This is a genomic window from Actinomadura sp. NPDC049753 (genome assembly GCF_040674655.1).
GTDB lineage: Bacteria > Actinomycetota > Actinomycetes > Streptosporangiales > Streptosporangiaceae > Spirillospora > Spirillospora verrucosospora.
Genome location: NZ_JBFARL010000315.1, coordinates 1 through 6,198, shown reverse-complemented (window position 1 = coordinate 6,198; position 6,198 = coordinate 1). Strand labels below are relative to the sequence as shown.

Annotated in this window: 5 protein-coding genes; all 5 read right to left on the bottom strand. The window is 71.5% G+C overall.

Features of this window, described 5'->3' with window-relative positions:
* Window positions 1-160: 160 nt before the first annotated feature.
* Window positions 161-1,456, bottom strand: a complete 1,296-nt coding sequence (locus AB0K37_RS39600; RefSeq protein ID WP_363990658.1) for an extracellular solute-binding protein — start codon at window positions 1,454-1,456, stop codon at window positions 161-163.
* Window positions 1,457-1,633: 177 nt separating this feature from the next.
* Entirely contained in the window at window positions 1,634-2,680 is a 1,047-nt protein-coding gene (locus tag AB0K37_RS39595) for a LacI family DNA-binding transcriptional regulator (RefSeq protein ID WP_363990655.1), read from the bottom strand.
* Between the two features lie 10 nt (window positions 2,681-2,690).
* Window positions 2,691-4,337, bottom strand: coding sequence for a glycoside hydrolase family 13 protein (locus AB0K37_RS39590; RefSeq protein WP_363990652.1), 1,647 nt, complete (start codon window positions 4,335-4,337; stop codon window positions 2,691-2,693).
* A gap of 31 nt (window positions 4,338-4,368) precedes the next feature.
* Entirely contained in the window at window positions 4,369-5,199 is an 831-nt protein-coding gene (locus tag AB0K37_RS39585) for a carbohydrate ABC transporter permease (RefSeq protein WP_363990650.1), read from the bottom strand.
* Window positions 5,196-6,198, bottom strand: a 1,003-nt coding sequence (locus tag AB0K37_RS39580) for a sugar ABC transporter permease (RefSeq protein WP_363990647.1), incomplete at its 5' end; no start/stop codon positions are given. The genes AB0K37_RS39580 and AB0K37_RS39585, both read right to left, overlap by 4 nt.

Sequence of the window (6,198 nt, the reverse complement as noted above, 5' to 3'; positions counted from 1 at the left end):
CGGGCGAGGCCGCCGGCGGGCCGTTCCGACCGGGGCGCAGATCGGTGGTCACGTCGTGCGCCTCCTTTCCGAGGACGGGACGAAGCGGGGGAGTGGAACGGCGGCGGCGCCGGCGGGGAGGTACGGCCCGGCGCCGCCGCCGTGGTCGGGGGACCGCCGGCTACCTGGCGGCCTTCTTCGCCTCGTCGACGGACTTCGTCCAGGCCTGGTCGGGCTTCTGCCGGCCCTGGCCCACGGAGATCAGGACGTTCTCCACCGCGGCGCGCACGTCCTCGTTCTTCGGCCCGAGGTGCACCGGCTTCACCGCGGCCACCAGCTGCCCGAAGATCTGCCCGATCGGGGCGTCGTTGAAGTAGGCGCTCTTGGCGCCCGCGACCGCCGGGTCCTGCGCGGCCTGCGGCGAGGACGGGAAGACGTTCGCGGCCTTGAACGCGCCGACCTGGCCCTCGGGGGAGGTCAGGAACTCGGCGAGCTCGGCGGCGGCCTTGGCGTGCTTGGTCTGCTTGGGCACCGCGAGCCACGAGCCGCCCCAGTAGCCGGAGCCGCCGGGCGTGGTGGCCACGTCCCACTTGCCCTTACCCGACTTGCCGGAGAACTCCTCGATGCCGCCGAGCATCCAGGACGGGCACGGCAGGGTCGCGAAGGTGTCGCGCTTGAGGGCGGTCTGCCACGGCGGCGTGAAGATCGACATGTCGGCGGTGAGCTTGCTCTGCTCGAACTTCAGCGACGTGTCGAACGCCTGCCTGACCGCCGGGTTGCTGTCGAAGACGAGGTTCTCGCTCTTGTCGAAGAAGCTGTAGCCCGGGCCGCTGCCGGCGTTCTGCAGGACGGTGGCGCGGAACACGGCGGTGGGGCCGTCCAGCCACTTGCTGCCGGGCACCTTCTCCTGGAACTTCTGTCCCGTGGACAGGAACGCGTCCCACGTCGGCCAGAGCTTGCCGACCTCGGCGCGGTCGGTGGGCAGGCCCGCCTTCTTGAACAGGTCCGTGCGGTAGCACATGGCGAGGGGGCCGACGTCGGTGCCGAGGCCGATGAGCTGCTTGCCGTCGGGGGTGACGCCCGCCTGCCACTTCCACGGCAGGAAGTTCTTCTCCAGGTCCTTGCCGCCGTAGTCGAACAGGTTGAGGAACTTGGCCTTCTGCTGCATGTAGAGCGGAAGGATGCCCTCCTCCAGCATCACGACGTCGCCCGCGCCGCTGCCGGTCGCCATCCACTGCTGGATGCGCGGCTTGTACTCGTCCAGGGTGGAGACCTTGCGCTGCTTGATCTTCACGTTGGGGTGGGACTGCTCGTACTGCTTGTAGAGCGCGTCGTAGCCCGGCTCGCCGAAGACGTCGACGGTCAGCTCGACCGGCCCGCTGTCGGAGCCTCCCTTGTCGTCGTCGCCGTCGCCGCACGCGACGGCGAGGCCGCCGACGAGTACCGCCGCCATCGCCGTACTCAGTCCGCGCCGCATGATGGCCCTCATGGCGGACCCCTCTCAGGTTGTGGTGGTGCATCGGTGTGGGAGCGCTCCCACGGATGAAAGACCGTGACCCGGCTCACTGTCAATGTGCCGAAACATAACCGTTACAAGAACCTGGCTCCCGCGGCAGCCGGGTCAGGCCTGGTCCGACACCCCGTCAGGCTCGGGTCAGCCCTCCTTGACGGGGGTCAGCCGGGCCGCCGCCGGGGCCGGGGCCGTGGACCGCCGGACGACGAGTTCGGGCCGGTAGAGCAGCTCGGTGCGGGGCGCGCGGGTGCCGCGGATCTCGTCCAGGACGGCGCTCACCGCGGCCATCGACATCTCCCGCACCGACTGCCGGACCGTGGTCAGCGGGGGGTCGAGATAGGCGGTGAGCGGCGAGTCGTCCATGCCCGTCACCGACACGTCCTCGGGGACCTGGAGGCCGCGCGACCGGGCGGCCCGGATCGCGCCGAGCGCCATGATGTCGTTGCCGCAGCAGATCGCCGTGCAGCCCGCGTCGAGCAGCTTCGCGGCCGCCGCCTGCCCGCCCTCGACCGTGTACATGGTGTTGACGACCAGCTCGTCCACCTCGTCCGGGGCGAGCCCGGTGTGCGCGGCCATCCCGCGCCGGAACCCCTCGGTCTTGCGCCGCGTCGGCACGTACACGTCCTGGCCGATCGCGAGGCCGATCCGGCGGTGGCCCATTGCGGCCAGGTGCGCGACGACCGCCTCCATGGACGCCACGTCGTCGTTGGAGACGTACGGCGCGTCGATGTCGGGGCGGTAGCCGTTGACCAGGACGATCGGCAGGGCCTGTTCGAGCAGGCGCGCGTAGCGGGCGCGGTCGGAGTTGGCGTTGGCGTGCAGGCCGTTGACGAAGATGATCCCGGCGACGCCGCGCTCCAGCAGCATCTCGATGTAGTCGTCCTCGGCGACGCCGCCCGGCGCCTGCGAGCACAGCACCGCCATGTACCCGTGCCGGGCCAGGGCGCTCTCGATGACCTCGGCGAACGCCGGGAAGATCGGGTTGGTCAGCTCGGGGATGATCAGCCCGATCAGCCCGGCCCGCTGCTGGCGCAGCCGGGCCGGGCGCTCGTATCCGAGCACGTCCAGGGCGGTCAGCACCGCCTGGCGCGTGGTCGGGGACACGCCCGGCTTGCCGTTGAGCACGCGGCTCACCGTCGCCTCGCTCACCCCGGCGTGTGCCGCGATGTCCGCCAGGCGCGTCGTCATAGGTTTCAAGTCATCCCTCCTCGAGGTCCCACCACAGTGCGGTGTCCGGGGGCAGGCCGACGTCTCCGCCGTTCGCGAGGCCGTCGGTGCGGACCGGCCCGCTCGCGAGGAGCGGGGTCCCCCGCACGTGGACGCGCGCGGTCGCGCCGCCCAGGTTGACCGCGCACGCGAGCCGCTCGTTCCCGCCCCCGGCCGCACGCACGAAGACCAGTGTGCCGGGTGAGCTCGCAATCCAGTGCAAATCTCCGTCGCCGAGTGCCGGATGCTCGCGGCGGATCCGCAGCGCCTCGCGGTAGAGCGCGAGCATCGAGCCGGGGTCGGCGTCCTGCGCGGCGACGGTCAGGTCGCGCCACGCGGTGGGGATCGGGAGCCAGGACGCGCCGCCCGCGCCGAACCCGAACGGGGGCTCCTCGCCCTCCCACGGCATCGGGACGCGGCAGCCGTCGCGGCCGGCGCCCTCGGCGCGCAGCCGCTGCGGGTCCCGCTGGAACTCCTCCGGCAGGTCCAGCACCTCCGGCAGGCCGAGCTCCTCGCCCTGGTAGACGTAGGACGAGCCGGGCAGCGCGAGCGTCAGCAGCGCGGCCGCGCGGGCGCGCCGCAGGCCGGTCTCGCCGTCGCCGTACCGCGTGACGTGCCGTTTCACGTCGTGGTTGGACAGCACCCAGGTCGCGGGCGCGCCGACGGCCCCGGCCGTGCGCAGCGACTCCTCGATCACCGCCCGCATCCCGCCCGCCTCCCAGGGCGCGGTCAGGTAGTGGAAGTTGAACGCCTGGTGCAGCTCGTCGGGACGGGTGTAGTCGGCGAGCCGCTGCGGCGTGGGCGCCCACGCCTCGGCGACGGCGATCCGCTCCCCGCCGTAGGAGTCGAGCAGGCGGCGCCACGCGCGGTGGATGTCGTGGACGGAGTCCTGGTCGAAGTAGGGCAGGACGGCCGTGCCGAGCATCTCCGTCTGGTTCGGGTGGCCCACGTCGGGCAGCCCCGGCGCCTTGGCCATGCCGTGCGCGACGTCCACGCGGAAGCCGTCCACGCCGAGGTCGAGCCAGAACCTCAGGACGTCGGCGAACTCGGCGTGGACCTCGGGATTCTCCCAGTTGAGGTCGGGCTGCTCGGACGCGAACAGGTGCAGGTACCACTGGCCGTCCGGCACCCGCGTCCAGGCGGGACCGCCGAACACCGACTCCCAGTCGTTGGGAGGTTCGGCGCCGCCCGGTCCCCTCCCGTCCCGGAAGATGTACCGGTCGCGCTCGGAGGACCCGGGGGCCGCGGCGAGCGCGGCCCGGAACCAGGCGTGCCGGTCGGAGGTGTGGTTCGGCACGACGTCCACGATGATCCGCAGCCCGTGCGCGTGCGCGTCCGCGATGAGGCCGCGCGCGTCGGCGAGGGTGCCGAACAGCGGGTCGACGTCGCGGTAGTCCGCCACGTCGTAGCCGAAGTCGGCCATCGGCGAGACGTAGAACGGGGTCAGCCACAGCGCGTCGACGCCGAGGCCGGCCAGGTAGGGCAGCCGGGACCGGATGCCCGGCAGGTCGCCGACACCGTCGCCGTCGGAGTCGGCGAAGCTGCGCACGTACACCTGGTAGATGACGGCGTCGCGCCACCAGCCTCCGCCTTCGGCGCGGTCGCCGGCGGTGTGCGCGAGCAGGGTGTCCTGGGTCATGAACATCCTTCTTGTCGGGAGCTGTCGGGTGCTACTTGACGCCGCCGGCGGTGAGGCCGGCGACGATCCGGCGCTGGAAGACCAGCACGACGGCGATGAGAGGGACGGTCACGATCACCCCGGCCGCCATCTGGGTGCCGAACGGCTGGTCGAACCCGGAGACGCCGGTGAACTTGGAGATCGCGACGGTCGCGGTCTGCATCTCCTTCTTGTTGACCATGGACAGCGCGATGAGGAACTCGTTCCACGCGGCGATGAAGGTCAGGATCGCCGTGGTGAACACCCCGGGCGCCGCCAGCGGAACGATGATCTTGCGGAAGGCCTGGCCGCGGGTGCAGCCGTCCACCATCGCCGCCTGCTCCAGCTCGAACGGCAGCTGCCGGAAGAACGCGGTGAGCAGCCACACCGACAGCGGCAGCGCGAACCCGAGGCTGGGCAGCACCATCGCCTGGTAGGTGTTGATCCACTTGATGTCGGTGAAGAGCTTCAGCAGCGGGACCAGCTGCGAGATCCCCGGGAACATCGTCGTCGCGACGATCAGTCCGAGCACCGCGTTCTTGAACCGGAAGTCCAGCCGGGCCAGCGCGTACGCGGTGAACGTGCCGACCAGCAGGGTGAGCACGGTGGTGGCGCCCGCCACGATGACGCTGTTCAGCAGGGCGCGGCCGAAGCCGTTGTCGCCGGAGAACACCGCGGAGAAGTTCTCCCACGACCACCGCGCCGGAACGGGCGAGTTGTCGAACTGGTCCTGCGGGCGGCGGAACGCCGAGATCGCCATCCAGTAGAACGGCGCGAGGCAGTACACCGCCACGGCGGCGAACCCGAGGTAGGACAGCGTCCGCTTCACCACTGAGCCGGTCATGCCGCCGCCCTCCTTCCGCCGCGCGGCGTCCGGACGGCGCGCGGGCGCCTGGTCCGCCGGGCCTCGCCGATGATGTCGGCGCCGAGCAGTTTCACGAACAGGTAGGCGATGAGCGCGATGTACAGGAACAGGACGGTCGCGTACGCCGCCGCCGACCCGTACCGCAGGTTGGACGCCTCGAACCAGGCGATCATCGTCAGCGTCTCCACGGACTTCTGGTTGACGCCGATCAGCACGGCGGGCAGGTCGAACATCCGCAGCACGTCCAGCAGCCGGAACAGCACGGCGACCAGCAGCGCGGGCTTGACCAGCGGCAGCGTGATGCGGAAGAACTGCTGGACCGGGCCGGCGCCGTCCACCCGGGCGGCCTCGTAGACGTCCCGGGGGATCATCTGCAGCCCGGCGAGGACGAGCAGCCCGATGAACGGGGAGGTCTTCCACACCTCGGCGATGACGACGGCCGCCTTGGCGGGGAAGCCGTCGGCGGTCCACAGGATCTCCTGGCGGAGCACCGCGTTCGCGGCGCCGTCGGCCTGGAAGATCCACCGCCACAGCAGCCCGGAGATCGCGGTCGGGATCGCCCACGGGACGAGGATGCTCGCGCGCACCAGCGCCCGCCCCCGGAACGCCTGCTGCATGATCAGCGCCATCGCGACGCCGATCACCGTCTCCAGCACGACCGTGGTGAGGGTGAAGAACGTGGTGTTGGAGAAGGCGTTCCAGAAGGCGTCGGCGCGGTCGCCCTGGAAGATCGCGGTGTAGTTGTCGAGGCCGACGAAGCGGTCGCCCTCCACGACGAACCCGTCGGCGTCCAGTCCCTCGCCGCGCGCGTACAGCGACTCGCGGAACCCGGCGAGGACCGGGTAGCCGATCACGAGCGCGAGCACGAGCAGGGTGGGTGACAGCAGCAGCGCCGCGAGCCGCCGCGTGCCCTGCGCGTCGCCCTTCGCGCGTCCGCGGGGCGCGCCCGCCGCGGCGCGGCGGCGCCGGCCCCAGGCT